The 25,312-nt window shown below is 62.8% G+C and carries 27 protein-coding genes and 1 riboswitch; of the genes, 5 read left to right on the top strand and 22 right to left on the bottom strand.

The genetic code is table 11. The features are described 5' to 3' along the window. Positions 1–613: 613 nt before the first annotated feature. Positions 614–1,966 carry a DNA recombination protein RmuC gene (locus HX851_RS34030; RefSeq protein ID WP_177064348.1) on the bottom strand — a complete coding sequence of 451 codons (1,353 nt, stop codon included), beginning with the start codon at positions 1,964–1,966 and terminating at the stop codon, positions 614–616. Between the two features lie 192 nt (positions 1,967–2,158). Further along, complete coding sequence (locus HX851_RS34025; RefSeq protein ID WP_042936079.1) at positions 2,159–2,482, bottom strand: SEL1-like repeat protein; 324 nt, start codon at positions 2,480–2,482, stop codon at positions 2,159–2,161. Between the two features lie 927 nt (positions 2,483–3,409). On the opposite strand from HX851_RS34025, the gene HX851_RS34020 reads away from it, so the two are divergent. The 3 genes from HX851_RS34020 to HX851_RS34010 all read left to right on the top strand — a co-directional run bounded on the left by HX851_RS34020 (position 3,410) and on the right by HX851_RS34010 (position 5,810). Beyond that, positions 3,410–3,634 (top strand): hypothetical protein, encoded by a 225-nt coding sequence (locus HX851_RS34020; RefSeq protein ID WP_003204606.1) that lies wholly within the window; start codon positions 3,410–3,412, stop codon positions 3,632–3,634. A gap of 267 nt (positions 3,635–3,901) precedes the next feature. Beyond that, on the top strand, positions 3,902–4,384 hold the full coding sequence (locus tag HX851_RS34015; RefSeq protein WP_017127784.1) for a hypothetical protein: 483 nt from the start codon (positions 3,902–3,904) through the stop codon (positions 4,382–4,384). 145 nt (positions 4,385–4,529) lie between these two features. Then, positions 4,530–5,810 carry an OmpP1/FadL family transporter gene (locus HX851_RS34010; RefSeq protein ID WP_177064214.1) on the top strand — a complete coding sequence of 427 codons (1,281 nt, stop codon included), beginning with the start codon at positions 4,530–4,532 and terminating at the stop codon, positions 5,808–5,810. Positions 5,811–5,888: 78 nt separating this feature from the next. On the opposite strand, the gene HX851_RS34005 is transcribed toward HX851_RS34010, so the two are convergent. From HX851_RS34005 to cobO, 14 genes are read right to left on the bottom strand one after another with little or no spacing between them, the layout of a single operon-like run. Next, positions 5,889–6,440 carry a glutathione peroxidase gene (locus tag HX851_RS34005; protein ID WP_177064213.1) on the bottom strand — a complete coding sequence of 184 codons (552 nt, stop codon included), beginning with the start codon at positions 6,438–6,440 and terminating at the stop codon, positions 5,889–5,891. 56 nt (positions 6,441–6,496) lie between these two features. After that, positions 6,497–6,619 (bottom strand): hypothetical protein, encoded by a 123-nt coding sequence (locus tag HX851_RS34000; RefSeq protein ID WP_256262808.1) that lies wholly within the window; start codon positions 6,617–6,619, stop codon positions 6,497–6,499. Then, the gene (locus HX851_RS33995; RefSeq protein ID WP_177064212.1) at positions 6,616–7,824 is read right to left on the bottom strand and encodes an MFS transporter; all 1,209 of its coding nucleotides are present in this window, start codon (positions 7,822–7,824) and stop codon (positions 6,616–6,618) included. Before HX851_RS33995 ends, HX851_RS34000 begins: the two co-directional genes overlap by 4 nt. Before the next feature lie 52 nt (positions 7,825–7,876). Then, positions 7,877–8,290 carry a MarR family winged helix-turn-helix transcriptional regulator gene (locus HX851_RS33990; protein WP_017127779.1) on the bottom strand — a complete coding sequence of 138 codons (414 nt, stop codon included), beginning with the start codon at positions 8,288–8,290 and terminating at the stop codon, positions 7,877–7,879. Between the two features lie 59 nt (positions 8,291–8,349). After that, on the bottom strand, positions 8,350–9,081 hold the full coding sequence (locus HX851_RS33985; protein ID WP_177064347.1) for an adenosylcobinamide-GDP ribazoletransferase: 732 nt from the start codon (positions 9,079–9,081) through the stop codon (positions 8,350–8,352). Positions 9,082–9,083: 2 nt separating this feature from the next. Further along, entirely contained in the window at positions 9,084–9,662 is a 579-nt protein-coding gene (cobC, locus tag HX851_RS33980) for an alpha-ribazole phosphatase family protein (protein WP_017127777.1), read from the bottom strand. Continuing rightward, complete coding sequence (gene cobT / locus HX851_RS33975; RefSeq protein ID WP_177064211.1) at positions 9,659–10,714, bottom strand: nicotinate-nucleotide--dimethylbenzimidazole phosphoribosyltransferase; 1,056 nt, start codon at positions 10,712–10,714, stop codon at positions 9,659–9,661. Before cobT ends, cobC begins: the two co-directional genes overlap by 4 nt. Further along, positions 10,711–11,232: a bifunctional adenosylcobinamide kinase/adenosylcobinamide-phosphate guanylyltransferase gene (cobU, locus tag HX851_RS33970; RefSeq protein ID WP_177064210.1), complete on the bottom strand. Its 522-nt coding sequence runs from the start codon at positions 11,230–11,232 to the stop codon at positions 10,711–10,713. Before cobU ends, cobT begins: the two co-directional genes overlap by 4 nt. 15 nt (positions 11,233–11,247) lie before the next feature. Beyond that, positions 11,248–12,702: a cobyric acid synthase gene (locus tag HX851_RS33965; RefSeq protein ID WP_177064209.1), complete on the bottom strand. Its 1,455-nt coding sequence runs from the start codon at positions 12,700–12,702 to the stop codon at positions 11,248–11,250. After that, entirely contained in the window at positions 12,699–13,691 is a 993-nt protein-coding gene (gene cobD / locus HX851_RS33960) for a threonine-phosphate decarboxylase CobD (RefSeq protein ID WP_177060605.1), read from the bottom strand. The genes HX851_RS33965 and cobD overlap by 4 nt, the downstream gene beginning before the upstream one ends. Further along, positions 13,684–14,592 (bottom strand): adenosylcobinamide-phosphate synthase CbiB, encoded by a 909-nt coding sequence (cbiB, locus tag HX851_RS33955; RefSeq protein ID WP_177060607.1) that lies wholly within the window; start codon positions 14,590–14,592, stop codon positions 13,684–13,686. The genes cobD and cbiB overlap by 8 nt, the downstream gene beginning before the upstream one ends. Beyond that, complete coding sequence (bluB, locus tag HX851_RS33950; protein WP_177064208.1) at positions 14,589–15,239, bottom strand: 5,6-dimethylbenzimidazole synthase; 651 nt, start codon at positions 15,237–15,239, stop codon at positions 14,589–14,591. Before bluB ends, cbiB begins: the two co-directional genes overlap by 4 nt. Beyond that, entirely contained in the window at positions 15,236–16,600 is a 1,365-nt protein-coding gene (locus tag HX851_RS33945; RefSeq protein WP_177064207.1) for a cobyrinic acid a,c-diamide synthase CobB, read from the bottom strand. The genes bluB and HX851_RS33945 overlap by 4 nt, the downstream gene beginning before the upstream one ends. Further along, entirely contained in the window at positions 16,597–17,208 is a 612-nt protein-coding gene (cobO, locus tag HX851_RS33940; RefSeq protein WP_177060612.1) for a cob(I)yrinic acid a,c-diamide adenosyltransferase, read from the bottom strand. The genes HX851_RS33945 and cobO overlap by 4 nt, the downstream gene beginning before the upstream one ends. An 83-nt stretch (positions 17,209–17,291) precedes the next feature. Continuing rightward, a riboswitch (cobalamin riboswitch) is annotated at positions 17,292–17,511 on the bottom strand. 157 nt (positions 17,512–17,668) lie between these two features. On the opposite strand from cobO, the gene HX851_RS33935 reads away from it, so the two are divergent. Further along, positions 17,669–18,247 carry a hypothetical protein gene (locus tag HX851_RS33935; RefSeq protein WP_177060613.1) on the top strand — a complete coding sequence of 193 codons (579 nt, stop codon included), beginning with the start codon at positions 17,669–17,671 and terminating at the stop codon, positions 18,245–18,247. 73 nt (positions 18,248–18,320) lie between these two features. After that, positions 18,321–19,634, top strand: a complete 1,314-nt coding sequence (locus HX851_RS33930; protein ID WP_177064206.1) for a PQQ-dependent sugar dehydrogenase — start codon at positions 18,321–18,323, stop codon at positions 19,632–19,634. A gap of 33 nt (positions 19,635–19,667) precedes the next feature. Here the strand turns inward: HX851_RS33930 and HX851_RS33925 are convergent, their stop codons facing one another. From HX851_RS33925 to HX851_RS33900, 6 genes are all read right to left on the bottom strand, one after another. Further along, positions 19,668–20,330 carry a class I SAM-dependent methyltransferase gene (locus HX851_RS33925; protein WP_177060618.1) on the bottom strand — a complete coding sequence of 221 codons (663 nt, stop codon included), beginning with the start codon at positions 20,328–20,330 and terminating at the stop codon, positions 19,668–19,670. A 20-nt stretch (positions 20,331–20,350) separates the two neighbouring features. Next, the gene (locus HX851_RS33920; protein WP_017127764.1) at positions 20,351–20,887 is read right to left on the bottom strand and encodes a C40 family peptidase; all 537 of its coding nucleotides are present in this window, start codon (positions 20,885–20,887) and stop codon (positions 20,351–20,353) included. Between the two features lie 231 nt (positions 20,888–21,118). Then, positions 21,119–21,754, bottom strand: a complete 636-nt coding sequence (locus HX851_RS33915; RefSeq protein WP_177060620.1) for a C40 family peptidase — start codon at positions 21,752–21,754, stop codon at positions 21,119–21,121. Between the two features lie 231 nt (positions 21,755–21,985). Beyond that, positions 21,986–22,690: a DnaA regulatory inactivator Hda gene (hda, locus tag HX851_RS33910; RefSeq protein WP_017127762.1), complete on the bottom strand. Its 705-nt coding sequence runs from the start codon at positions 22,688–22,690 to the stop codon at positions 21,986–21,988. Positions 22,691–23,075: 385 nt separating this feature from the next. Further along, complete coding sequence (locus HX851_RS33905; protein WP_177060622.1) at positions 23,076–24,149, bottom strand: AI-2E family transporter; 1,074 nt, start codon at positions 24,147–24,149, stop codon at positions 23,076–23,078. 37 nt (positions 24,150–24,186) lie between these two features. Continuing rightward, positions 24,187–25,239: a DUF2066 domain-containing protein gene (locus HX851_RS33900; RefSeq protein ID WP_177060623.1), complete on the bottom strand. Its 1,053-nt coding sequence runs from the start codon at positions 25,237–25,239 to the stop codon at positions 24,187–24,189. Between the last annotated feature and the right edge of the window lie 73 nt (positions 25,240–25,312).

The following is a 25,312-nucleotide window of genomic DNA, read 5'->3' as shown; positions in this document are numbered from 1 at the left end:
AGCTCCTACACGGATCGTGGCTGCCACAATACTTCGCGGTGATGCACAAACCTGTGGGAGCCGGCTTGCCGGCGATGGCGCCAGGACAGGCGCTGCACGGCTCAAGGACCTCATCGCTGGCAAGCCAGCTCCTACACGGATCGTGGCTGCCACAATACTTCGCGGTGATGCACAAACCTGTGGGAGCCGGCTTGCCGGCGATGGCGCCCGGACAAGCACCGCAAGGCTCAAGGACCTCATCGCTGGCAAGCCAGCTCCTACACGGGTTGTGGCGGCCACGATACTTTGCGGTGAGACACCGACCTGTGGGAGCCGGCTTGCCGGCAATGGCGCCAGGACAGGCGCCGCACGGCTCAAGGGCCTCATCGCTGGCAAGCCAGCTCCTACACGGGTTGTGGCGGCCACAATACTTCGCGGTGATGCACTAACCTGTAGGAGCCGGCTTGCCGGCGATGGCGCCCGGACAGGCACCGCAAGGCTCAAGGGCCTCATCGCTGGCAAGCCAGCGCCTACACGGATCGTGGCGGCCACGGGACTTCGCGGTGATGCACAAACCTGTGGGAGCCGGCGCCTACAGGGGGCGTGACAACAGCGATATTTTGCGGTGAGACGCCTACAGCGCCCCGTTTTCATCGGTCATCGCCCGCTCCAGCAGGTCCGCCGGCAGGCTCTTGCTGGCGCGGGCACCGAGCAGTTTCAGCTGTTCGCTGCGGCTGATCAGGTTGCCGCGCCCTTCCGTCAGCTTGTTGCGGGCCGCGGCGTAAGCCTTGTCCAGTTGCTGGAGACGACCGCCGATCTCATCCAGATCCTGGATAAACAGCACGAACTTGTCGTACAGCCAGCCGGCCCGCTCGGCGATTTCTCGGGCATTCTGGCTCTGGCGCTCCTGCTTCCACAGGCTGTCGATAACCCGCAGGGTGGCGAGCAGCGTGGTCGGGCTGACAATCACGATATTACGATCGAAAGCCTCCTGGAACAGGTTCGGCTCCGCCTGCAGGGCTGCCGAGAAGGCCGCCTCGATCGGCACGAACAGCAGCACGAAATCGAGGCTGTGCAGGCCCTCCAGGCGCTTGTAGTCCTTGCCGGCCAGACCTTTGACATGATTGCGCAGCGACAGCACATGCTGCTTGAGCGCCGCCTGACCGATCACCTCGTCGTCCGCGCCGACGTACTGCTGATAGGCGGTCAGGCTGACCTTGGAGTCCACTACCACCTGCTTGTCGCCCGGCAACAGGATCAGCACATCCGGCTGGAAACGCTCGCCATCGGGCCCTTTCAGGCTGACCTGGGTCTGGTACTCGCGCCCCTTCTCCAGTCCCGCATGTTCAAGGACCCGTTCGAGAATCAGCTCACCCCAGTTACCCTGGGTCTTCTGGCCCTTGAGCGCGCGGGTCAGGTTGGTCGCTTCATCGCTCAGGCGCAGGTTCAGTTGCTGCAGGCGCTCCAGCTCCTTGCCCAGGGAGAAGCGCTCGCGAGCCTCGGCCTGGTAGCTTTCCTCGACCCGTTTTTCGAAAGACTGGATGCGCTCCTTCAGCGGGTCGAGCAATTGCCCGAGACGCTCCTGGCTGTTTTGGGCGAACCGCGCCTCGCGCTCGTCGAAGATCTTCCCGGCCAGTTCGGCAAACTGCGCGCGCAGCTCGTCCCGCGAACCTTGCAGGTCGTCCAGGCGTTGTTGATGGCTGTCCTGCTGTTCACGCAGTTCGGCGCTCAGCGAGGCGGCCTGGGCGTCCAGGCGACGCAATTCGGCTTCCTTGTTGCTGCGCTCGAGATTCCAGGCATGGGCCGCATCACGGGCATTGTCGCGTTCGATCTGCAACAACTCGACTTCCCGTCGTGTTGCCGCCAGCTCCGCCTGCCTCGCGGCATTGGCCTGGCCCAGGTCACTGACCTCGTCGCGACAGGCATCCAGCTGGGCATTGAGACCGTCCTGGGCCAGCTGCGCGGTGCTCAGGCGCTCGTCCAGCAAGGCCAGTTCCGCCTGCGCCGCACTGCTACGGCGCTGCAACTGCCAGACGAATGCCAGCAACGGCAGCGCCGCCCCCGCCACACCCAGCAACAGACTGGTCAGATCCAACGCCATAAGCACTCCCGTTAGCCGCCGACACCAGGGCCGGACTCAAAGGATCAAGGGTAGCGAACCCACTCCGCCAGGGACAGCTCAGTCTTCGCGCAGGTCCAGTTCGCGCCGTGCCACCGGGTCACCGGCGCGCGCGGCCTGGCGCAGCAACTCATGGCCGATACGCTGGTCCCGGGCACTCCCGCAATCACGGCACATCAGTTGCCCCAATCGGCGCTGGGCCAGCACCACACCCTCGCGAGCCGGCTGTTTCAGCAAGCGCCCGGCGAAGTGCTTGACGCTGGGGTTGTGACCCAGGCTCGGGCTGTCCAGCAACCAGAGCGCGACACGCAGGGAAAAACGCTTCGGTTCGGTTGAAATAGTATTGGATGAAGATAGGGTTGGTGAGCTTGAGCGAAACTTCATATCTGACAGTAGGGTAGATCGCAGGGCGCGCCACTCTACTCTTTTTTCCGCTCAGGTAAAGTCGAAAAAACGTCATATGCCCGTGCTAGAGCAAGCGCTTGGGACAATCCACAGAAGCTGTGGATAACTCAGTGGACAACCACTCTTTAATCCCCGCAAACCCCCATGGAATGGGGCTCGCAGTCAAACTGTCGATTTTTTCACCAATAAAAAAATACGATATTTTTCATTGACTTGTATTTCCGATACAGGCATTCGAGGGCCTGAATCGGAAGATGACAACGAGGTGACAAGGCGGGCCAATAATGTGCACAAGTCATACTTTGACGGTTATATCGACGCACCTTTTTTGCACAAGCGGGCAAAATCGGGCGCGACACCGCGGCAAACGTCTCGACAAGCGGTCAAGACAGGAGCTAGGGCCTCGTAGCCCGGCCCTCTGTGCGGGACCCGAGTTTTTTCATCACCCCCCTTCCATTCCCCGACTCGATGCGATAGTATCCGCACCGTTAGTACCAAGCTGAAAGTCAATTCTGGTCGAACACATCCCCCGGCAAGCGTCCTGAAAAGGAATCAGCGGCTGAAAAAAGGGACCGACCACCTCGATGGTTTCCAGGTAGAACTTGCGACAACACAGCCTTTGAATCGAAAGCAAAGGGTGTTGCCAGGTGTTATTACTCTGACCGAACCAACCTGCAAATTGATCAGGATCTTCACCCCGGGCCCAGAACCTTTGCCCCTGTTGTGATTGCCTGCCCTCCTAAGTACCTACCTGCCAGCCCAAGCGCCACTTATTTCAAGCGCTGCAAACTGGCTGCTTTGTTCCAGTCAGGTTCTTCGTCCGACCAATGGTGGTTCGGCGTTACTGGAACGTTTTAACGTTGCGCGGTTCAGATACCGTGTCATTTGTAGGAACACCTAATAACTATGTCCACTCAAATCCATGCTCAGGATGCCATTCGCACCCTAACCAACGCCTTTGCACCGATGAACTGCCTGATCATGGCCGCTCGCAAAGGTTGCTTCAGCTTCACCCTGGTCAACGAACACGGCATCGCCCGTCACAGCGAACGCCTGTATCCGGACCAGTATTCCAGCGCCGAGCCGCTGCAGGCCGTGATCGAACGCACCCGTCAGGCACTGGTTGCCTGAAGTTCGAACCCGCCGCACTCCAGAAGCCCTGCCCATGAAGCAGGGCTTTTTATTGCCTGAAGTTTCGCGATTTTGCTCGCCGTCCTAATCACGAATAAATATATAAGCTCCGGCTGCACGTTTTAAATATTTTAAAAACAGTCCTTTACAGCAAAGATATGACACTACACTTCAACTCAAGCGGTCTGAGCCGCTTCCGGCAGACCTGATCGATCCACCGCTGCCAAGCGCCAGGTCTCGCCGGCCAATAATAAGTTTGAGGGTGTTATGGGTATTGCCGCGAGGGAACTGCGCCTTTATGTGATTCGCCCGACCTTGCAGTACCTGGGCCGTCACAGCCAGACCGCAGAAGCATTGCTGCTGGGCATCGCCGCCAGCCAATCGGACCTGGGCTCGGCCCTGCACAACCGTCGCGGCCACGGCCTGTACCGCATCGGTGAAAACCGTCATGCCGCACTCTGGGACCACTACCTGGCCCTCGACCCCGAACTCGCCAGCCTGGTTCGCGGCCTCGCCAGCCAACATGCCTTCCTCAGCAGCCCCCACCTCGAACTCACCGTGAACCTGCGTTACGCCACAGCCATTGCCTGGCTGTTGATCGAGGAGCAACAACTGCGCCTTCCTGCCGCCGACGACCTGCTCGGCATGGCGCGAATCTGGCGACAGATCTTCCAGCCACAGGGACGTTTGCGCGACTTCACCCGCGCCTGGAAAAATTGTGACTCATCGGTCAGTTTTGTCGCCTGTTAATCGTCCTCCTTCGATATCGGCAAAATACTACCGATTTTGGTCGGATTGTCCTACAAAACCGCTCTATCTCCTGCGATACAGCCTATAGCGCCGAAGCGAAAATGTTGGTAATTTCCGCCTCGGTGATCACCACGGAGTTCTAATAATGAAAAAAGTAATGCTCAAGACCACACTCAGCCTCGCCGTTACCCTGGCATCCACCCAGCTTTTCGCGAGTGGCTTTGCCCTCAACGAGCAGAGCATCAGCGGGATGGGTACTGGTTTTGCGGGTCGATCCTCTTCTGCCGATGATGCAAGCACTGTCTATGGCAACCCTGCCGGTATGTCATTCCTCAAACGCGATCAGATCACAGGTGGTGTTGCTGCCATTGATGCTTCGACCGATATCCGCGATGCCAGCGGTAGCCGTACCGGTACCAACAAAGGTGACATGGTGCCGTTCACGGCCGTCCCCATGCTGTTCGCCGTGAAGAAACTGGATGATCAATGGGCTTTCGGCCTTGGCGTGTACGCGCCATTCGGTCTGATTACCAACTACGAAAGCAGCTTCCAGGGTCGAAATCAGGCCGACAAGAGCGAAGTGAAGGTTGTCACCTTCCAGCCAACTGTCAGCTACGCCTTCAATGACAAGGTATCGATCGGTTTCGGTCCGACCATCAACCGTATTTCCGGTACTTTGTCGTCCGCACTGAAAACGCCTTTTTCGCCAAATGACGGCGAAGTCGAGATCAAGGGTGACGATGTCGGTTATGGCTACAATATCGGCGTCCTGGTTCAAGCCACCGACACTACTCGTGTCGGCCTGACCTACCACTCGAAGGTCAACTACAAGCTTGAAGGCCATACCACCGTGACACCTGGTGCAGGCACACCATCTCCAGTGTTGAAACCCAATCGTTATGATGCCTCGCTGAAAATCGAGACACCTGAATCGTACGACCTGTCGGTAACACAAGACCTGAGCGATGCCTGGAAACTCTACGCTGGTACCACCTGGACCCGCTGGAGCCGCCTGAAAGACATCACGGTCAACAACGAAGGTGTAACGGTGGCCGCCGGCGGTGCTGCTGCTCCGACTTCGTTTACCAGCATCAAGGAAGAGCAGAACTGGCACGACACCTGGGCTTACGCCGTGGGTACCTCCTATCAGTTGAACAAGCAATGGGTCCTGCGTACCGGCCTGACATTCGACCAGGCACCGACCAACAACACCGACCGCTCGCCACGTATTCCGACAGGCGACCGTACGATTTTCAGCCTGGGTGCCGGTTATGCCGTCACTGACGACCTGACAATCGACGTGGCCTACTCCTACCTCAAAGAGGAAAAGGTCAAAGTCAGCGGCGACAATGGCAACCAGACCTATAACTCTGAATTCAAAAACAGCGCGAACGGCTTTGGTGTAGGCGCGACCTACAAGTTCTGATTCACCGCAAGCCTGAACGGCTGATCGGTTGAACAGAAAAAACCCCGCACTCGCGGGGTTTTTTATTGGCCGGTTGTCTCAAGGCTTCGACGCAATGGCCTTTTCCACCGCCTCGATCAGTTCCGGATTATCCGGCTTGGTCAGGCTGGAAAAATGCGCGATCACCTTGCCCTGGCGATCCACCACGTACTTGTAGAAATTCCACTTCGGCGCCCCAGCCTGTTCGGCCAGCACCTTGAACAGATGTGTCGCATCACTGCTCCGGACCGCCTGCGGCTCGGTCATGGTGAAGGTGACGCCGTAGTTCACATAACAGACCTTGGCCGTCTCGGCGCCATCCTTGGACTCCTGCTTGAAGTCATTGGACGGCACGCCGATCAGCTCCAGCCCTTGCCCCTGGTAACGCTGGTACAGCGCCTCGAGGCCCTTGAACTGCGGCGCGAAGCCACAGAAGCTGGCGGTATTGACGATCACCAGCGGCTTGCCGGCAAACTTCTGGCACAGGTCGATGGACTCCTTGGCCCGCAATTTCGGCAACTGCCCCTGCAACAATTCGGGGCAATCGGCTGCCATCGCCGCGCCCGAAAAAGCCAGCAGAACCGTCGGCACCCACCACCAGCGCATTGCCATATCCAGCCTCCTCGACCCATAGCTCAGATAACGAACTTACGCGCCTGCGAACTCATCTAGCAAGCACCCATGCCTAACTGCATCAAGGCCAAGCCACCTTGATGCCAGCCCCACCAGGCCAGCGCCAGCAGCAACGCCATGGCGGCCAGGGTCAGCAGCCTGGGCCACAAGGTATTCATGCCGCCCCCAGTTGCGTCTGCAGGCGCGCCACCGGCCGCTCACGCACCGGCCAGTTCAAGGCTGCCGCCAACAGGCTCAGGAGAATCGCCACCTGCCAGATCAAGTCATAGCTGCCCATGCGGTCATACACCACGCCACCCAACCAGCCACCGAGGAAGGAACCGATCTGGTGGAAGAGGAACACAATCCCGCCCAACATGGAGAGATTGCGGACACCGAACAGCGTCGCCACGGTGCCATTGGTCAGCGGCACCGTCGACAGCCAGAGAAACCCCATGGCCATGCCAAACACATACGCGCCAGTCTTCGTCACCGGCAGCCAGAGGAACAGCCCGATCACCACCGCCCGTGCCAGATACAGGGCCGTCAACAGCCGTGGCTTGGACATGCGCCCGCCCAGCCAGCCGGCGGTGTAGGTGCCGAAGATATTGAACAAGCCGATCAACGCCAGCACCGTGGTCCCGACACTGGCCGGCAGATGCTGGTCCACCAGGTAGGCCGGCAGGTGCACACCGATGAATACCACCTGAAAACCACAGACGAAAAAACCGAATGCCAGCAGCCAGAAACCGGAATGGGAACAAGCCTCGCGCAGCGCCTCGCCCAAGGTCTGCTCACCCGCCAATACCGGCAGCGGCTTGTCCTTGAGCATCGCCACCAGCGGCACGATCAGTGCCACCAGCACACCCAGCACCAGTAGTGCGGTGGACCAACCGAGCCAACCGATCAGCCCCAGGGTGCCCGGCAACATCGCGAACTGCCCGAACGAGCCGGCGGCGCTGGCGATCCCCATCGCCATGCTGCGCTGCTCCGGCGCGACAGCACGTCCGACCACGCCGAGAATCACCGAGAAGGAGGTGCCCGAGAGGCCGATCCCGATCAACAGGCCGGCACTCAGGGACAGGCTCAGGGCCGAATCGGAAAGCCCCATGAAGACCAGGCCGACGGCGTACAGCAGGCCACCGACCAGCACCACTTTCGCCGCGCCGAAACGGTCGGCCAGGGCGCCGGTGAAGGGTTGTGCCAGGCCCCAGATCAGGTTCTGCAAGGCGATGGCAAAGGCAAAGACCTCCCGTCCCCAACCGAACTGCGCACTCATCGGTGGCAGGAACAGGCCGAAGCCATGGCGCACTCCCAGCGACAAGGCGAGAATCAACGCCCCCCCGAGAAGAATCCAGCCACTGGTACGCCAGAGCGATGTCATTATTGTTCTCCAATAGCGGGTATATACCCACTTTTATTCAAATTAAAGGCGATTACTCGCCACACGCCAGTTCATCCAGCAACGCCAGCAGGGCGGCGCGCTTTTCATCTCCCAACCGCTCGGCCAGGCGCAACTGCGCCGCCTCCCAGGCCGGAAACGCCGCCTCCAGCCGTTCGGCTCCGGCAGCGGTCAGGCACACCAGGCGATTGCGCTGGTCGGCCCCCTCGCTCAACTTCACTAGGCCCTCGCCTTCGAGGACCCGCAGATTACGCCCCAGGGTGCTGCGATCCAGGCCCATGGCTTCAGCCAGGCTGGAAATGCTCGGCTTGTCCAGGCGTTGCAGATTACACAGCAGAGAATACTGCGCGACGTTGATCCCAAAGCCATCGAGAGCGCCGTCATAATGTCTGCTGACGCCACGTGCGGCGCGACGCAGGCTGATGCATAAACAGTCGGTGGACAACATGATAGGTGTATATACCCGCGAAACACGTGTAACCAGTTTATCGATAAAACGGCAGCGTGTCAGATCAACGCCAACCCCACCAGTACCGCCATTTCCAGCAACTCCAGCAAGGCCCCTGCCGTATCACCGGTGGTGCCCCCCAGGCGCCGCATCATCAACCGCCGCAACCAGAAGAAACACCCCGCCGCCAGCAGCACGGCAAACGCCCCCTTGAGGCCCGCGAGGACCAGGCAACCCAGGATGCTCGCCAGCAACACATGACGCCCGGTGCGCCGTGGCAGATGATCGGCCAGTGCCTGGCCCAGGCCGCCGGCGCGGACGTAAGGCGTCACCAGGAACAAGCCCAGCAGGGCACCGCGCCCGATCAGTGGGGCCAGGATCAGGGCCACCGTCTGCTGCTGTTCGATCAGGGCCAGCAAGGCACAGAACTTCAACAGCAACACCAGGACCAGGGTCACCACCGCGATCGGTCCGCTGCGCGGGTCCTTCATGATCAGCAGGGTCCGTTCGCGATCGCCGAAGCCGCCCAACCAGGCGTCGGCACTGTCGGCCAGGCCATCGAGGTGCAGGCCGCCGCTGAACAACACCCACACCGTCAGCAACAACGCACCGTGCAAGAACAGCGGTGCCCCGCCCAGCAATCCGTCGACGCCATACAGCAACGCGCCCAGCAGCAACCCCACCAGCGGATACCACAGCAGCGACCGCCCCAGTTCCTCGGGTTGCGGCATGCCCGGCAGGCGAATCGGCAGGCTGCTGAGAAACTGCAGGGCAATCCACAAGGGCAACAGGTTCACCGCCCTTCCCTCAGCACGCCATCGGCCGGCACCCGCAAGGTGAACAAGGCACCATGGGCGACCTCGACCTGCAGCAGTTGTTCGCGCGGCAGGCCCCGCGCCCGGGCCAGCAGCAACTTCATGACGCCACCATGACTGACCAGCAACACCCGCTGGCCGGCATAGCGCTGTTGCAAACGCCCGACCGCTCCCAGCACGCGCTCGGAAAACCGTGACACCGGCTCCCCCTCGGGTGGGGTAAAGCCATATGGGTCGGACCAGAAGCGCCCCAGGGCATCGGCATCCGTCTCCATCAGCGCCGCCGCGCTCTGCCCTTCCCAGGCACCGAAATGCAGCTCCTGCAGGTCTTTTTCCAGTTCGACGGGCAAGCCCAGCCGCCCGCCCAACTCTTCGGCAAACCGCGCGCAACGCTGCAAGGGCGAACTGACCAGGCGATCCCAGGGCCCCTGCCCCAGCACCGCGCTGCGCATCTGCGCCCAGCCCTTGTCGGTCAGCGCGTCATCCAGACTGCCGCGCAAGCCGCCACCCAGCTCGGTCTCGCCATGACGCAGCAGATCCAGATGCAGGGCCGTCATGCCGGACGGTCCGCCACGGCCGCTTCGGCGAAGGTCGCCATCTGCCCGTGCAGGTCGCAGGCCAGTCGCAGCAACGGCACCGCCAGCGCCGCGCCGCTGCCTTCGCCCAGGCGCAGGCCCAATTCCAGCAGCGGCTCGGCCAGCAGGCTTTCCAGCACATGCCGATGCCCCAGCTCCGCGCCACGATGGGCAAAAATCAGCCAGTCGCGGCAATCGGGGCTCAAGCGCACCGCGACCATCGCCGCCACGGTACAGATAAAACCGTCGACCAATGCCGCCACGCCTTCCTGGGCGCAGGCCAGGTAAGCCCCGGCCAGCGCCGCGATCTCGAAACCGCCAAGGCACAACAGCGCCTGCAGCGGATCATTGGTGTGTCCGGCATGCAACGCCAGCGCACGCTCGATCACTTGCGCCTTGTGGCTGACACCCGCCGGGTCCAGGCCGGTGCCGGGACCGGCGAGCAGATTGGCCGGGCAACCGAGCAAGGCACAGGCCACGGCACTGGCGGCAGCGGTATTGCCGATGCCCATCTCGCCACCGATAAACAGCTCGCTGCCGGCCGCCACGGCACGCCGCACGCTGTCACGCCCGGCTGCCAACGCCAGTCGGCCCTGGGCTTCGGTCATCGCCGGGCCCTGGACGAAGTTCGCCGTGCCCGCGCCGATCTGCAGGTGACGGACACCCGGCAGGTTGAGCATCGGTGTCACGGTCCCGAGGTCATTCACATCCAGTTGCGCCCCCAGCTGCCGCGCCAGGACGCTGATCGCCGCGCCGCCGCCGATAAAGTTGGCGAGCATCTGCCCGGTGACTTCCTGGGGATAAGCCGATACCCCCTCGGCGACCACGCCATGGTCACCGGCGAAAATCGCGATCCACAGGTGGTCGACCCGCGGCTTGAGCCGGCCCTGCAAGCCGGCAAGCTGCACCGCGACCTGTTCCAGCAGGCCAAGGGAGCCGGCGGGCTTGGTCAACTGCTGCTGGCGCTCGAACGCCGCCTCCCGGGCTTGCAGATCGATTGCCTTGCACGGGTTCAGCCACCACGATTCACTCATAACGCAGGTCCTTTCAAAGTCAGGGGCAGGCCGGCAACGGTCAGTACGACTCGCTGGCAGCGCTCGGCCAGGGCTTGATGCAGCCAACCGGCTTCATCGACATAACGGCGAGTCAATTCGCCCAGCGGCACGACACCGAGTCCGGTCTCGTTGCTGACAAAAATGATTTCCCCCGGCAGTTCGGCCAGGCAGTCCAGCAGGGCATCACGCTCGGCCTGCAAGCGGGCAGCATCCTCCAGCATCAGCAGGTTGGTCAGCCACAGGGTCAGGCAGTCCACCAGCAGACAGGCATCAACGGCGGCGTTGTCGCGCAGGACCCGCGCCAGTTGCACCGGTTCCTCGACCAGCCGCCAATGGGCCGGTCGACGCTGGCGGTGCAAGGCGACCCGCTCGCTCAGTTCACCATCCAGTGGCTGGCTGGTGGCGATATAGGTCACCTGCAAGTGGCTTTCGGCAGCCAGGCGTTCGGCCAGACGGCTCTTGCCGGAACGCGCGCCCCCCAGAATCAGTTGCTGCATATTCAATAGACCCGCTTAGCCAAGACCGCACAGCTCGCGCAGGCGATCGGTGTCCAGATGCCGCTCGACCAGATCGGCCAGGCGCTCGATATCCCGTTCGCGCAGGGCGTGGTAATCCACTTCCTGCACCGCTTCCAGGCCCGCCCAACGCAACAGCGCGGCACAGGACCCGGGCGACTCGAACAGGCCATGCAGATACGTGCCGAGGATCTGCCCGTCGGCACTCTGGGCGCCATCGCAGCGCCCGTCATCCAGCCGTACCGCCGGGTGTTCCAGAGCCCTCCCCGTGGTCACCCCGGCATGAATCTCGTAGCCGCTGACCTCGGCGTCCTCCAGCAACAGGTGCCCGCGCACATTGCGCAGTTGCTTCTCCTGCTCCAGCTCGGTGCTGAAGGCCAGCAGGCCAAGGCCGGCACTGGACCCCGCCGGACCTTCCAGGCCCAATGGATCGTGCACCTGCTCGCCGAGCATCTGCAGCCCGCCGCAGATACCCAGCACCTTGCCGCCATAGCGCAAGTGCCGGTTGATCGCGGTTTCCCAGCCGTTCCTGCGCAGGTACGCCAGATCGCTGCGCACGCTTTTCGAGCCAGGCAGGATGATCAGGTCCGCCGCCGGGATCGACTGGCCGGGTCCGACAAACTGCAGGTCGACCTGCGGGTGCAGGCGCAACGGATCGAAATCGGTATGGTTGCTGATGCGCGGCAGAACCGGCACCACCACCTTCAGGACCTTTTCGACCTTGTCGGCCTGGCGCTGGTCGAGGCCATCCTCGGCTTCCAGGTGCAGGTCCATGACATAGGGCAGCACGCCGATCACCGGCTTGCCGGTACGCGCCTCCAGCCAGTCGAGTCCCGGCTGCAGCAAGGCGATATCGCCGCGAAAACGATTGATGATGAAGCCCTTGACCCGTGTCTGCTCAGTGGCCGACAACAACTCCAGGGTGCCCACCAGATGGGCGAACACCCCACCGCGGTTGATATCGGCAATCAGCAGCACCGGGCAGTCCACCGCCTCGGCAAACCCCATGTTGGCGATATCGCCGGCTCGCAGGTTGATCTCCGCCGGCGAACCTGCGCCCTCGACCATCACCACCGGGTACGCGTCACTCAGGCGTTGATGGGAGGCCAGCACCGCCTGCATGGCGATGGCCTTGTAGTCGTGATAGGCGACGGCATTCATGGTGGTCACCGCGCGGCCATGGATGATCACCTGGGCGCCGGTATCGCTGTTGGGCTTGAGCAGCACCGGATTCATATCGGTGTGCGGCTGCAGGCCGGCGGCCTGGGCCTGGACCGCCTGCGCCCGGCCGATCTCGCCACCGTCGGCGGTCACCGCGCTGTTGAGCGCCATGTTCTGCGGTTTGAACGGCACCACCCGGACACCCTGGCGGGTCAGCCAGCGGCACAAGGCTGTCACCAGCGTGCTCTTGCCGGCATCGGAGGTGGTGCCCTGGACCATCAAGGTGCTCATGGGTGTTCCTCGGTATAGGCCTTGAACGCCAGCTCCAGCCGCTGCCAGTCGGCATCGTCGACCGGCAAGCCGAAACGCAGGCTGCTGCTCTGGGTGAACAGTCGCAGGAGGATTCCGCGCCGCGCCATGAATTCATGCAGGTGCTCGGCGCGGGAGGTGATAAACCACTGGAACAGCGCACAGCCGCCCTGGGGAGCAAACCCGTAGTGCCCCAACAGGGCGACCAGCCGTTCGCTGGCCTGCTCCGTGCGCAAGCGCTGGCGGAGGTGGCCGGCACTGTCGGCCAGGCACACCTGCCCCAGCACCCGCGTGGGCCCGGCCACCGCCCAGGGACCGACCTGCTCGGCCAGCAACTTGAGCAACTTGCGCTCGGCCAGGACAAAGCCCAGGCGCACGCCGGCCAGGCCGAAAAACTTGCCGAACGAGCGCAAGACGATCAGCCCGACCTTGTGGGTATGCGCGGCCAGGCTCAGTTGCGGCGTGTTATCCATGAAGGCTTCGTCCACCACCAGCCAGCCGCCGCGCTGGGCCAGTCGGCCATGCCACTCCAGCAACTGCTCCGGCGGCAGGCTCAGGCCCGTGGGGTTGTTCGGATTGACCACCACCAGCACATCGAGACTGTCGAGAAAGAAATCGACTTCATGCTCCAGCACTTCGCGCACGATATAACCGTTACGGCGCCAGGCCTCGGCATGTTCGGCGTAACACGGCGACAGGACACCGACCTTGCCCGCCCGGCGCAGCCGCGGCAGCAACTGGATCGCGGCCTGGGAACCGGGCACCGGCAATACCAGCGGCGCACCGTAGTAGGCGCAAGCGGCCTGCTCCAGGCCATCGTCGGTTTCCGGCAGGCGGGCCCAGGCGCGCTCGGCAATCGGCGGGATCGGCCAGGACCACGGCGCAATGCCACTGGAAAGGTCCAGCCAATCCGCCTCGGCAATCCCGTACTGCTCAACCGCCTTGCGCAACCGCCCGCCGTGCTCAAGCATAAAACTCAGCTCCCAGACAGAGAATCAGCAACCACAACCACACGCCGCGCTGCACCAATTGCCAACCGCGATCGATCGCGTCGGCATCGGCGGCGGGGCCTTCGCCCAACTGCGGACGCTGGTGCAACTCGCCGTGATAGATCGCCGCACCGCCCAGCTCGACACCCAGGGCACCGGCGCCGGCCGCCATCACCGGTCCGGCATTCGGACTGTCCCAGGTCGGCCCCTGGTCGCGCCAGCATTTCAGCGCCAGCCGGGTCTTGCCCAGCAACGCATACGTCAGCGCCACCAGGCGTGCGGGAATATAGTTGAGCAGGTCGTCGATCTTCGCCGCCGCCCAGCCAAAACGCTCGAAGCGCTCGTTACGATAGCCCCACATGGCGTCCAGCGTGTTGCTCAGGCGATACAGCACCACGCCGGGCACTCCGGCGACGGCAAACCAGAACAGGGCGGCGAACACTGCATCGCTGCCGTTCTCCAGCACCGACTCGGTCGCCGCGCGGGCCACGGCGGTGTCGTCCAGCTCCGAGGTCTGGCGACTGACCAGATACCCCACACGCTCGCGTGCCAGCTCCAGGTTACCGCCGCGCAGCGCCTGGGCCACCGGCGCCACGTGTTCGCCCAGGCTACGCATGCCCAGGGCGCAATAGAGAAACAGGATTTCGATGACCCAGCCGACATAAGGCGCCCAGGACAAGGCCGTGGCCAACAGCGTCAGTGGCAACACGGCCAGCACCCAGGCAGTCACACCATGGCTGCGCCAGCCGCGACCGCCGGCATTGAAACGTTGTTCGATGCGATCGGCGATACGGCCGAACGCCACCAGCGGATGCCAGCGTTTGGGTTCGCCCAGCAGCGCATCCAGCGCAACCCCGGCGACACTCAACAACGCCACACTCATTGACTCACTCCCCAATAGTTTTCGTACAACAGTTCACTCAAGGGACGCGGTTGCGCCCAGCCTTCCAGTACCAGCATCGGCGCCGGGTAGAATTCCTTGACCGCCCCCAGGCACAACACCGCCAGCGGCTTGGCCCCCGCCGGTAAACCCAGCAGGTCCGCCAGCGCCTGCGGCTCGAACAGCGATACCCAGCCCATGCCCAGGCCTTCCGCGCGGGACGCCAGCCAGAGGTTCTGGATCGCGCAGGACAGCGACGCCATGTCCATCTCCGGCAAGGTCCGGCGCCCGAAGATATGCCGTTCGCGACCGTCCATCAGCGCCGCCACCAGCACTTCGGCGCAATCGTTGATGCCCTCGACCTTCAGCTTCATGAATTCATCGGAACGCTCGCCCAGGGCTTCGGCGGTGCGGACCCGTTCCTCTTCCACCAGTTGCTGGATCCGCCCACGCAACGCGCGGTCGCTGATCCGGATAAACCGCCACGGCTGCATCAGGCCGACGCTCGGCGCCTGGTGCGCGGCTTCCAGCAGGCGCGCCAGGAGTTGCGGGGCCACGGTGCCGCCGACAAAGTGGCGCATGTCGCGGCGCTCGGCGATGGCGCGGTAGACCGCCTGGCGTTCTTCAGCGGTAAAGGCGTTGTCGGTCATGGCCTCTTCGCGGGCAAGCCCGCTCCCACAGGGAGAGCGCCGGCCTTGGCAGAATTGATCGAGGCATCAGGTGCCAGCAACGCGGCAACCGCTCGCGGGTTGGACGGGAAGTAGAAGTGCACATAGGAGGCGGTCATCCGCCCCTCGCGGTACACCGCTTCCGCGCCGCGCCCACCATTGGGGCTCAGCCCACGGGCAATCGGCGCCAGTTCGGTGGTGGTCAGCGAATGGTGATAGGTATGCCCGCGCAGCACACCTTCCGGCAGCTCCACGGCCTGCAGGGCCAGGGCCGCCAGACGCTTCTGCATCACCGCCTCCCCCGCCAGCAGGCCCAGCAGTTCGGCGCGCTGACCTTCGACATCGGTCAGGGCGTCGAGCAGGTAGAGCATCCCGCCACACTCGGCGAGCAAGGGTTTGCCCGCGCCATGGTGATCGCGGATCGCCGTGAGCATGCCGTGGTTGCCGGCCAGGGCCAGGTGATGCAGTTCCGGGTAGCCGCCCGGCAGATACAGGCTGTCGGCGTCCGGCAGAGCGACATCGTGAATCGGCGAGAAGAAGCACAACTCGGCGCCCATCGCCCGCAGCAGATCGAGGTTGGCGCCGTAGATGAAGGCAAAGGCTTCGTCGTGAGCGACCGCAATCCGCACCCCGGCCAGCAGCGGCTCGGCAACGACCGGCGTCGGCGCGGCAAATTCGACCGGAGGTGGCAGCTCCACCTCACAACTGCCGGCCAGGGCCTCGGCCGCGGCATCGAGACGTCGATCCAGGTCATTCAATTCGCTGGCCTGGACCAACCCGAGGTGACGGCTCGGCAGCTCGATCCCGGTCTCCCGGGAGAGCGCGCCGTACCAGCGCAGGCCTTCGGTCAGGCTGCCTTCAAGCAATTGCGCATGACGCAGGGTTCCCACACGATTGGCCAGCACCCCGGCAAACGGCAGGTCCGGTTGATAACGCGCCAGACCCAGTGCCAGGGCACCAAAGGTCTGGGCCATGGCCGTGCCGTCGATCACCCCCAGTACCGGCACGCCGAAGTGCCGCGCCAGATCGGCGCTGGACGGGGTACCGTCGAACAGGCCCATGACCCCTTCGATCAGGATCAGGTCGGCTTCACCGGCCGCTTCCCACAGCAGGCGCCGACTTTCCTCGGCGCCGACCATCCACAGGTCCAACTGATACACCGGCGCGCCACTGGCCCGCTCATGAATCATCGGGTCGAGAAAGTCCGGGCCACACTTGAACACCCGGACCCTGCGCCCCTGGTTACGGTGCAGGCGCGCCAGGGCCGCCGTCACCGTGGTCTTGCCCTGGCCGGAAGCCGGCGCGGCGATCAGCACCGCCGGGCAATGACGCGACTGACTCATAGTTCGATGCCTTTCTGCGCCTTGATCCCGGCCTGGAACGCGTGCTTGAGCAGGCCCATTTCGGTCACGGTATCGGCCAGGTCGATCAGCTCCGGCCTGGCACCGCGGCCGGTGACCAGCACGTGCTGCATGGGCGGGCGGGCCTGCAGGTCGCTGAGTACCTGATCGAGATCCAGGTAGCCGTGCTTGAGGGCGATATTCAGTTCATCGAGCACCACCAGGCCGATATCCGGGTTGCCGAGCATTTCCCGGGACACGGCCCAGGCGGCTTCGGCGGCAGCGATATCGCGCTGGCGATCCTGGGTTTCCCAGGTGAAGCCCTCGCCCATCACATGGAAGCGCACCTGCTCGGGGAAACGCCGGAAGAACAGTTCTTCACCGGTGCTGTTGCGGCCCTTGATAAATTGCACCACGCCACACTGCATGCCGTGGCCCATGGCCCGGGCGAGCATGCCGAAAGCGGAACTGCTCTTGCCCTTGCCATTGCCGGTCAGGACCAGCAGCAACCCGCATTCGTTGGGGGCACTGGCGATACGTTCGTCGATAACGGCCTTTTTGCGCAGCATGCGCGCCAGGTGACGTTCGTCGCGATCGGGGGATTCGTTCATGGCAGCTCTCCGTTGGGGCTGGATAAGGCAAACGGGGGGCAGGAAAAAGCACGGCCGAGGCAGTCCGGCATCGCCCGCCGTGATGCCGTGGGATGGATCAGGCCGGTCTCCGGACTCATGAGCTGCGCAAGCGCGGGACCGCGCGCCTTCCCATGCCGCGGCACAGTGGCGAAAAGCGCAGTCTTGACTCATTTACCGTTGCGGGGGCAGCGCCGGAATCGCGCCTGTCGAAGGGGCTCACCGGCTTCCCTGTTTCACCCTGTCGACGGATCGCCACAGAGCACCTGAAACAAGCCGCGAAGGTTAGAGGGTTGGGGGTGGAGCGTCAATTAAAGCCGAGGAGCGCCCCGTTGATCGAAAGACGATGCGGATCAATAAACCGGCGCCAGAATTTGTGCCACACTGCAAGAAGTGATATCAAATAGCCATAACCCAACCAACAATAACAAGGGTAAGCAGCATGCAAGGCTTGACGATCAGCAACCCGAAACTGGAATTCCTGCGCCCGGCCCTGGAACGCTGGTCCGACTGCATCGACCGCTATAACCAGGTCCTCGGCGACGGCCAGGCGCCCTACTGGTTCAATGAGCGCGCCAACCTGGGCCTGCTGTCGGCTGCGGCCTGGGCGGCGGAGATGGTGACCCTGGAGCATTTCCAGACCAGGAAGCAGGCCGAGGAAGACGACCGCAATGGCCGCTGTGACCTGCATATCGCCACGCCGGACGCCTCGGCGTATATCCGCGCCAGTCAGCGCTGGCCGCGCTTCAACAACCTGAATCTGATGCCGGCCCTGCTCGACGCGGTCAGCGACGCCAGGAAGGTCAGCTATCCCCATCATCTCAAGCTCGGCTGCCTGTTCGTCTCGCCATTCAAACCCCAGCAGAGCCCGAGCCCGGAAGACCTGCAGGATATGGTCGACGACCTGCAAAAAGCCAACAGCTGCGCCGTGGCCTGGTACTTCCCCTACCCCTACCGCAAGCTGCACAACGAAGCCGGCCACTACCATCCCGGCATCGCCCTGCTGTTCAAGGAGGCCTGAGCAAAAGGATTGAACCTGCGCCGACTACGCTTCTCTACTTCTAGACCAGCGTAAGCCTCGACGGAGATTCAGCATGTTCCAGCAGAAACACGCCCTGATCATCCTGCTCGCCAGCGGATTGGCTGCTTGCGGCGAAAGCTCCACCCTGTCGGTGTCCGATGGCACCGGCCCCTCGCCCAAGCTCCCGGAACCGGACAAGACCCTCTTTCCCACGGTCAACATCGCACCCGCCATCGGCTGGCCCCAGGGCACCAGACCGGTGGCCGCTCCCGGCACCCAAGTCGGCGCCTTCGCCGAGGGCCTGGATCATCCGCGCTGGTTGTATGTCCTGCCCAACGGCGATGTGCTGGTGGCCGAGACCAACTCGCCCCCCAAGCCCGATGACAGCCAGGGGATCAAGGGCTGGATCACCGGCAAGGTCATGGGCAAGGCCGGGGCCGGGGTGCCCAGCGCGAATCGCATCACCCTGCTGCGCGACAGCAATCACGACGGGGTCGCGGAAACCCGCACGACCTTTATCGAGCGACTCAACTCGCCCTTCGGCATGACGCTGGTGGGCAATGACCTGTATGTCGCCGACACAGATGCCTTGCTGCGCTTCCACTACGAGCCCGGCGCAACCACGATCAAGGAACAACCGGAAAAGGTCATCGACCTGCCTGGCGGCACCCTCAATCACCACTGGACCAAGAATGTCATCGCCAGCCAGGACGGGAAAAAGCTCTACGTCACCGTCGGTTCCAACAGCAATGTCGGCGAAAACGGCCTGGACAAGGAAGAAGGTCGCGCCGCGATCTGGGAAGTCGATCCGGCCACCCACAGCCACCGGATCTTTGCCTCCGGCCTGCGCAATCCCAACGGCCTGGCCTGGGAGCCGCAGAGCGGCAAACTGTGGACCGCGGTGAACGAGCGGGACGAGATCGGCAGCGATCTGGTACCGGACTACATCACCTCGGTGAAGGACGGCGGGTTCTATGGCTGGCCCTACAGCTACTATGGCCAGCACGTGGATGTGCGGGTATCACCTTCGGACCCGGCGATGATCGCCAAGGCCATCGCCCCGGATTACGCCGTCGGGCCGCATACGGCGTCCCTGGGACTGACCTTTGCCGAAGGCAGCAGACTCCCGGCGCCGTTCACCCAGGGAGCCTTTATCGGCCAGCACGGTTCCTGGAACCGCAAGCCCCACAGCGGCTACAAGGTGATCTTCGTACCTTTTGCCGCTGGCAAGCCCAATGGGCAGCCCGTGGATGTGCTGACAGGCTTTCTCGACAAGGATGAAAACGCCATGGGTCGCCCGGTCGGGGTCGTGATCGACCAGCAAGGCGGCTTGCTGGTGGCGGACGATGTCGGCAACAAGATCTGGCGGGTGTCTGCCAACCGATAGGCCGCTGACAGCAATGACCCTGTGGGCTGCGCGCTAACGCTTGCGACACAGGGTCAGGCCATCGCCTACGGGCAACAACGACAGATCTACTCGCGAGTCGTCCTTCAAGGCCAGGTTCAATGCCTGGATAGCCCGGGTGTCCTCGCTTTGCGCATCCACCTCCAGCACCCGGCCACTCCACAGGGTGTTGTCGAAAATCGCCAGGCCGCCGCTGCGCAACAGGCGCAAGGCGCTCTCCAGATAGCGTGGATAGTTGGCCTTGTCGGCATCGATGAACATCAGGTCGAAGGATTCGCCCAAACCCTGCCGCTCCAGTTCGGTCAGAGTATCGAGCGCCGGCGCCAGGCGCAGCTCGATCCGCCCGGACACACCTGCCTCCTGCCAGTAGCGCAGCGCCGTGGCATTGTAGTCGCCGGGAATGTCGCAGCAGAGCAACGAACCGCCCTCCGGCAGCGCCGAAGCCATGCACAAGGCGCTGTAGCCGGTAAAGGTGCCGACTTCGAGCAGGCGCCGGGCGCCGGTCAGCCTGACCAGCAGGGAGAGGAACTGGCCCTGCTCGGGAGCCACCTGCCAGCGCGCCGTGGGCAACGCCTGGGTTTCGTCCCGCAGGCGCTTGAGCAACGGCGTCTCGCGCAGGGAAACGTCCAGCAGGTAGCCGTAGAGGGCATCGTCGAGCTTGAGGGTGCGAGCGGTCATGACAACCTCGCGAAATCAGTCTAGGGATTGCGTGCCAGGTGTTCGGCCGGCAGTACGCGCTTGGCGTTCAGGTAGGCGCGCTGCCAGTAGGCCTTGGACAGGCTGTCCAGCTTGACCGTGCCCCCCGTGGCCGGCGCGTGGACAAAACGACCTTCGCCGACATAGATCCCCGCATGACTGACCTGGGAGCCACCATTGGTCGCGAAAAAGATCAGATCGCCGGTCTGCAAGGCGTTCTGCGGCACATTCGGCGCACGCATCACGATCATCTCACGGGTCGAACGTGGCAGGTTGATACCGGCCATGTCACGGTACACGTAGCTGATCAGGCCACTGCAATCGAAACCCGAATCCGGCGTATTGCCGCCCCAGCGATAAGGCGTGCCGACCAGACCCAATGCCCGGAACAGGACATCTTCGGCTTCCGGTGACGAAGGTTGCGGGGACGCGAAGACCACCGGACGGGCCACCGGCGCGGGCGGCGGCGGCGCATGGCTGGCACAGGCACCGAGCAATGCGGTGAGGGCGATAAGGGCGATACGGGCCGAGGTCGACATGTGCAGAAATCCTGACTGAATGCGGCTTGCTCTGCCGTGGCGTAAAGAAATCAAAACCGCGCAAGCAGGCTTGCGCGGTCAGACACTCAACAATATGTAAGGATTCTAGCGGCTATGAGCCAAACTTCAAGTATCACTTTAACTTCGGACGTTTTTTGTACAGTTTGCCAGCCCTTGCGGCTTGGCATTTAGCCATCAGCTATGGCCGATGGCACCGAAACGTCCGAAAGTCTACTTGTTGCTGGCAGTGACCGTGGTTGGAGCCATCGCCAGTGCGCGCTTGGCCTCAATGAAGGTCTTGCTCCAGTAGCTGTCGCCCAGGCTATCGACCCGGACACCACCGCTGCGGCGGCTGCTGGAATGGATGAACTGGTCATCGCCCAGGTAGATCCCGGCGTGACTGACACGACCGCGACGACCATTGGTGGCGAAGAACAGCAGGTCACCCGGCTTGAGCTTGTTGCGCGCAACCAGTGGCGCCTTCACGTTGATCATCTCACGGGTGGAACGCGGCAGATCCAGGCCCGCTTCCTCACGGAACAGATAACCGATGAAGCCGCTGCAGTCAAAACCGGAACTCTCGTTAGTACCACCGAAACGGTAACGGGTACCGATCAGGGACATGCCGCGCTCGAGAATGCTGTCGGCCAGGACGGGCAACTGATAAGGCTTGCTGTCGGCGAACTCGGCGAGCTCTTTCTCGGTGGCCAGCTCATCGTCCAGTACAGACGAAGATTTGACGCCAGAAACCGAAGCAACCTTGACTGAATTTTCTACCTGCTGTTGCGAAACCGGCGTATGTGCCGCGCAACCAAAAAGCAGGGTAACAAGTGCGAGAGGCACGAGGGGTGCGAAGCGATTTAGCATGGGCACGACCGTGGCTGAATTGTTAGAAGGCGTGACTATGCCCTCTATCACCCTCATTTGCAAATTTTATGGGACAAGATGTGACTCGCTCACACCCTGAAAACATCTAACGACTTAATACCCAAACGGATCGTACGCGCCAGAAAAATGCTTTTGGCGTGGGTTTTGTGGCGTCTGGAATTTGGCGAAAAACCGCTTGCAGCCCGCAATATTAGGGGCTTTACCTGTCGCTTACCAGCCCAGGGTTTCTTTCAGGAAGGGAATGGTCAGCTTGCGCTGGGCCTGCAGGGAGGCCTGGTCGAGACGCTCGAGCAGCTCGAACAGCGCACTCATGCTGCGAGTACCACGGGTCAGGATGAAATGTCCTACTTCATCGGTCAAATGCAGGCCGCGTCTTGAAGCACGCAGTTGCAAAGCACGCAGTTTGTCTTCGTCGGACAGCGGACGCATCTGGAAGATCAGGGCCAGGGTCAGGCGCGATTTCAGATCCGCCAGTTTCACCGGCAATTCCCGCGGCGAGGTCGACGCGGCAATCAGCAAGCGACGGCCACTGTCGCGCAAACGGTTGAACAGATGGAACAGCGCCTCTTCCCAATCCGCCCGGCCGGCGACCACTTGCAGGTCATCCAGGCAGACCAGTTCGTATTGTTCGAGGTTATCCAGCAATTCGACACCACGATCCATCAACTCGGCCAATGGCAGGTAGACCGCCGGCTCTCCCAACTGCTCGAAACGCAGGCACGCCGCCTGCAACAGGTGGGTACGCCCCACGCCGTCCTTGCCCCAGAGATAAATCAGGCTTTCGGTCCATCCGGCGTCGGCTTCGCATAGTCGCTCGACATAGCCGAGTGCAGCGGCATTGGCGCCTGGATAGTAGTTGATGAAGGTAGCGTCATCACGCAGACGCACACCTAGGGGCAGCTGAATCGGTTTCATGCTGACTGAACAGTTCTAGGGAACCGTTAGTGGCCTCTGTGTAAAGTTTGCAAAGTTTATACCCGTGACGCCGGGCGCACAATGCAGCAGACCACAAGCAAAATCAAAGGTTTGCGTTGACCGAGGGGAATCAGGGGATGGCAGGGTCGTCAAAAATGACACAAATCATCGTAGCGGTGAGGCTTGCCTGCGAAAGGTTCTTCGCCGATCACTCCCACGCTCCAGCGTGGGAACACCGACCGTGACGCTCTGAGTCACAACAGCGGACGCAGAGCGTCCAGAGAGGCATTCCCACGCGGAGCGTGGGAACGATCAACAACGATCAACAATTCCTTTGCCGCGCGTGGGAGCGATCAACACAAGCCCGATCCACAGAGGAATCGCGTCAGAGGTCAGGATCTTCCTGGCCGCCGTACATATCCGACTCCTTGTACAGATCATGGACATGCCGCACCAGCACCATGATCACCGCCGCCACCGGCAACGCCAGCAGCACACCGGTAAAGCCGAACAGCTCGCCCCCGGCGAGGATGGCGAAAATCACCGCGACCGGATGCAGGCCGATGCGATCGCCCACCAGCAGCGGCGTCAGCACCATGCCTTCCAGGGCCTGGCCGATCATGAACACCGCGACGATGCCGATCATTGGATACAGGTCACCGCCGAACTGGAACAGACCGGCAATGATCGCCGCACCAATCCCGATCACGAAGCCCATGTACGGTACGATGGCCGCCAGGCCCGCCAGCAGGCCGATCAACAACCCCAGCTCCAGGCCAACCAGCATCAAACCGCCGGCGTAGATCACCCCGAGCGCCAGCATCACCAGCAACTGGCCACGAACGAAAGCCCCGAGCACGCCATGGCACTCATCGGCCAATGCGACGATATGCCCCTCCTGCTGACGCGGCAGCAGGCTGCGGATCTTCGCCATCATCAGGTCCCAGTCCCGCAGCAGGTAGAAGCTCACCACCGGGATCAGCACCAGGTTGGCCAACCAGCCCATCAGTGCCAGGCTCGATGCCGTCGCCTGGGACAGGACCACACCGACGATATCGGTGGTCTGCCCCATATGCTCGCTGATGGCAGCCTTGACCTTGTCGAACTTCCAGAAGCCGTCCGCCAGGCCGAACTTGTGCTGCGCCCAGGGCATCGCCGTGTGCTGCAACCAGTCGAGCATCTGCGGTGCCAGCTCATAGAGCCGGAACAGTTGCTTGGCCAGCATCGGCACCAGCACCAGCAACAGGGTCATCAGGATCAGGGTGAACAGCGCGAACACCGCCACCACGCCCCAGGTCCGCGACAGACCGGATTTCTCCAGCCGATCGACCACGGGATCGAACATGTAGGCCAGCAGGATGCCCACCAGGAATGGCGACAATATCGGGTGCAGCAAGTACACAAGCACGCACAGCAGGATCGCCGCGCCAAGCCAAATCCATCGACGGGTGTCGGTCATGGACGATTCCAGCCTTATATATAGAAGGAAAGATGAACTACCAACGGAAACGCAGCTGAGGTGTCGGTGCCGGTGCTACAGCCGGTGCCGCGGTAGCCGCCGTGGGATCGCTGACCGCCGCGGGCGCCTGCGCTTCGCCCGGCGGTACTTCCAGCAATTTCGCCAGCCCCAGTTGCGCCCGCAGTTGCTCCGCGCTGCCGCTGACCTGATAGACGATGCGGTCGCCATCCACACTCAGCGGCCGGCCGCCAAAAGGCTCAAGCAGATGCCCCAGCGCCGCATAGCGCTCCAGGTTCATGCCCTGCACTTCCAGCAACTGATCCGTGGCCACGCCGGGCTTGGCGGCAAAACGCGGGGCGAGACGTTCGCTCACCGCCAACAGCACGGCGTCGGCCAGGGCTGCGGTATCCGCGCCCTGGGCCGTACCCTGCTCCTTCTGGTCGCCCAGCCAGAGGCGCCATTTCGCTTCCCACTGCGCGCCGTTCTGATGGGCATGCACGGCGAGCAAGGCATCGGCGCCATAACGCTCGGACGCGGCATGCAAGGGCGAGGCATCGGAGCCTTCGAGGTTCTTCGCGGTAGCGACGATCTGCTCATCCAGGTCGGCCAGCGGCAAGCGCAGTGGCAGACCACGATGTTGTGCGGCACGGCGCAACGGCTCGGCGGCCGATTGCCCGTCGCCCACCAGGCTCGAACCCTCGGTGGAATCGCTCAGCCACCAGCCGAGAATCGACGGTCGATTGCTCCCCCACAAGGCCAGCCCGGCACCGCGCAAGGCACGATCGGTACTCACCGGATCAAAATCCACTTGCAGGCTCTGCGGCGGCCCGGCGTCATAGCCGTACTGGCTGATGATCTGCTGCGGGTCCTTGCGCACCTCGGCCAACCCCGGGCTCTGCGCCGCCTTGGGGTCGCCGGTCAGGCGCAGTACCAGCGTCTCCAGCGCACGCTGGGTGGCCTGGTTACGCTCATCCGGGGTCTGGCTGGCGACCGGTTCGCGCACCTGATACAGACCGTTCAGGGTTTCGGCATGAATCGCCAGGCTCAGCAGGGAAAGGCAACCGACACTCAATAACTTGAACAAACGCATGGAAAATTCCCGACAGGCAGAAAACGGCGTGAAAGACCATATGAATACAAAGGGACAGGCGTGTGACCACAGC

The organism is Pseudomonas gingeri (assembly GCF_013385635.1).
Classification (GTDB): Bacteria; Pseudomonadota; Gammaproteobacteria; order Pseudomonadales; family Pseudomonadaceae; genus Aquipseudomonas; species Aquipseudomonas gingeri_A.
This window is presented reverse-complemented; position numbering and strand designations above follow the sequence as displayed.